Here is a 3,326-nt window from a genome sequence, read left to right on the forward strand (position 1 = left end):
GCTTCTTCATCTGGGGACTGCTGTTGCGAGCCGTCGGCCGACCCGGCAGCCCGCAGCGGGTCCCGCTGCTGGCGTTGTACGTCGCTTTCCTGGCCACGGCGATCATCGCCGTGGTCCCGCTGAGCCTCGCCATCCAGGCGCTACTGCGGCCATTCATGGGTCGCTGGCTGGCGGGCATTCAACAACGCTTCGAGCGGCCTTCGGGTTCGTCGACCGAACGCTGCTCGATTTATGACCAATAGTGTTTACCTGACGCGCACCAGCGCGTTTCTCCCGTTTGCGCCAGTCGGCAACGATGAGATCGAGGAAGTGCTCGGGCAGGTGGGCGGCAAGCCCTCGCGTGCACGCCGGATCGTGCTGCGAAACAACGGGATCCAGTCGCGCCACTATGCAATCGACCGGGCCACCGGCGAGCCTGCGATGACCAACGCGCAGCTCACTTCAGCAGCGATCCGTGCGCTGGGAGATATCGGCCGCGTGGATGGCCTGGCGACCGGCACGGCGACGCCCGACCAGTTGATGCCCAACCACGCGGTGATGGTGCATGGCGAGCTCGGCTGGCCCCGGCTGGAGGCCGTCTCGTGCGCCGGCATCTGCCTGGCGGGCACGGCGGCGTTGAAGCACGCCTGGATGACCGTGCGCTGCGGCGACGCCACGCGCGCTGTCGCGACAGGCTCCGAGCTGGTATCGCCCATGCTGCTCGCCCGCCATTTCGAGGCCGAGATCGAACACAAGCTGCAGGCGCTCGAGCGGCAGCCTGAAATTGCCTTCGAGAAAGACTTCTTGCGCTGGATGCTGTCGGATGGCGCCGGCGCGGTGCTGCTGGAAAACGAGCCGCGTGGCCCGTTGTCGTTGCGCATCGATTGGATCGAGCTGTCATCCGCCGCCCACCAGCTTCCGACCTGCATGTATGCCGGTGCCGAGAAAGGCGACGATGGCCAACTGCGCGGTTGGCTCACGCAGACGCCGGAGCAATGGCAGGCTCAATCGGTGTTCGCGATCAAGCAGGACGTGAGGCTGCTGAACGCCAACATCATCCGGGTGGCCGGCTTGGAGCCGTTGGCGGGCCTGATGAAGAAGCGGAAATTGCGCGCGCAGGAGATCGATTGGTTCCTGCCGCACCTGTCGTCCCAATTCTTCATTCCGTCGACCGAGCAGGGGCTGGCTGAGATAGGCTTTCATGTCTCGCGTGATCGCTGGTTCACCAACCTGACGAGCAAGGGCAATACCGGTTCGGCCTCGCCCTACATCATGCTCGACGAGCTGTTCCGCTCGGGCCGCATCAAGCCTGGCCACAAGCTGTTGATGTACGTGCCCGAAAGCGGGCGTTTCTCGAGCGGTTTCGTGCACATGGAGGCGGTGGCTGGTTGATGGATGCGAACAACGTTCCGCAAGAAGGCAACGCAACGCTGGATGGCCAGCGCAAGGCCGTGTATGCCCGCGACGAGAACGGCAAGCTGACGATCGTGRCTTCGCGCGGCTGGGAGGTCGAAGAGATCGTGACCCGTCAGGCGGTGGACGCCATGGCGCAGCAGGCAGAAGTGTCACGCGAGCGTGTGATCGCCGGCGTGGCTTCGCCGCTCGAATACTGGATGCACGCCCGGCGCATGGACGTGGCCTTGCTCGCCCAAAGCAGCGGCTTCTGGCAATGGCGGGTCCGCCGCCACCTCGAACCGCGTGGGTTTGCCCGCCTGAGCGAGGCCCAGCTTGGCCGCTATGCGCAGGCACTGGGCCTGACGACGACAGTGTTGCGCCAGCTGCCATGAACTTCGATCACCGCCATGCCGCGCACTGCGAGAGCGGCGTCGTTGCCAACCTGTTGCGCCACCACGGCCTGGAGATGTCCGAGAGCCTGGCCTTCGGGCTGGCCTCGGCGCTGTCGTTCGCGTACCTGCCGTTCATCAAGGTCTCGGGCCAACCGGTCGTGGCCTACCGCGCATTGCCGCGCGCGATCATCCGTGGCATGAAAGCACCACTCGATGCGCACTTCCGCTTCGAGAGCTTCCGCAGCGAAGCGGCGGGGCAGCAAAGGCTTGATGCGTTGCTGGCTGAAGGGCGTGTCGTCGGCCTGCAGACCTCGGTCTACTGGCTGCGGTACTTCCCGCCGGACATGCGCTTTCACTTCAATGCGCACAACCTGCTGGTCTACGGCAAAGAGGGCGACGACTACCTGATCAGCGACCCGGTCTTCGAGCAACCGGTGCGCTGCTCGTCTGCCGACTTGGCTCGTGCGCGTTTCGCCAAGGGCGTGCTGGCGCCGAAGGGTTTGCTTTACTACCCGCAGCGCGTCGAACGTCAGTCGGTTCAGCCGGCGGCCGTGCGCCAAGCCATTGCGCGCAACTGCCGGCACATGCTGGCGCCGGTGCCGATCGCCGGTGTGCGCGGCATGCGCTTTCTGGCCAGCCGGCTCGAGCGGCTGCCGGCCGGCGAGCCGGCGACGGCGGCGCTGATCGGCCACATCGTGCGCATGCAGGAAGAGATCGGCACCGGCGGCGCGGGCTTTCGTTTCATCTACGCTGCCTTCCTGCAGGAAGCGGCGGCGTTGGCCGAGCGGCCAGCGCTGGCCAGCTTTGCGGACCGGCTGACCGARATCGGCGACGGCTGGCGCGCCTTCGCTTTGAAGGCCGCGCGCATGGTCAAGGGCCGCGAACCAGTCTCGCCGCCTGCCATTGCCGCGCTGCTGCGCGACCTGGCCCTGCGCGAGGAAGCCTTCTTCCGCGAGCTGAAATCAGCCGTGCAATGACGCTGTCGATCGAGCGGGTGCGCCACCGTTACGCGGGTTCGCCGCGCTCTGCGCTCGACGGCGTCAGCCTGCAAGCCGAGCGCGGCGCCGTGCTGGGCCTGCTGGGGCCGAACGGCGCCGGCAAGACGACCTTGATTTCCCTGCTCGCCGGCATGCTGCCGGTGCAAGAGGGCGACATCCTGGTCGACGGCGAGCCGCTGCAGGCGCTGCGCGTGCGCAAGCCGACCCACATAGCGGTGGCGCCGCAGGAATACGCCTTCTACGCCACGCTCAGCGTGCGCGAGAACCTCGCCACCTTCGCGGCCGCCTGCCGCCTGCCGGCGGCGCGGGCTCGTTCCCGCATCGAGGCCTGCCTGGCCTTTGCTCAACTTGAACGCTTCGCTTCGACGCGTGCCGAGCGCTTGTCCGGCGGCCTGAAGCGGCGGCTCAATCTGGCGATCGCGTTGCTGGCCGAGCCGGGTGTGATCCTGTTCGACGAGCCGACCGTCGGCGTCGATCCGCAGTCGAGGGCCTTCATCCTCGACGCGATCCGCGACCTGGCCCGGCAGGGGGCGACGGTGGTCTACACCTCACACTACATGGA

General features: G+C 66.8%; 4 protein-coding genes and 1 pseudogene. All 5 read left to right on the forward strand.

Annotated elements, in window-relative coordinates; all coding sequences use genetic code 11:
• A pseudogene (locus AC1DYI_RS30220) lies at nt 1-242 on the forward strand (dialkylrecorsinol condensing enzyme); the annotation flags it as partial.
• On the forward strand, nt 232-1,371 hold the full coding sequence (locus AC1DYI_RS30225; protein ID WP_477207813.1) for a beta-ketoacyl-ACP synthase III: 1,140 nt from the start codon (nt 232-234) through the stop codon (nt 1,369-1,371). The pseudogene AC1DYI_RS30220 and the gene AC1DYI_RS30225, both read left to right, overlap by 11 nt.
• Nucleotides 1,371-1,766: a DarG family dialkylresorcinol biosynthesis protein gene (locus AC1DYI_RS30230; RefSeq protein ID WP_477207814.1), complete on the forward strand. Its 396-nt coding sequence runs from the start codon at nt 1,371-1,373 to the stop codon at nt 1,764-1,766. Before AC1DYI_RS30225 ends, AC1DYI_RS30230 begins: the two co-directional genes overlap by 1 nt.
• A complete protein-coding gene (gene darH, locus AC1DYI_RS30235; protein ID WP_477207815.1) occupies nt 1,763-2,743 on the forward strand; it encodes a BtrH-related acyltransferase DarH in 981 nt (326 codons plus the stop codon). Before AC1DYI_RS30230 ends, darH begins: the two co-directional genes overlap by 4 nt.
• Nucleotides 2,740-3,326, forward strand: a 587-nt coding sequence (locus AC1DYI_RS30240; protein ID WP_477207816.1) for an ABC transporter ATP-binding protein, incomplete at its 3' end; no start/stop codon positions are given. The genes darH and AC1DYI_RS30240, both read left to right, overlap by 4 nt.

The organism is Ideonella sp. P3_A4 (assembly GCF_056403075.1).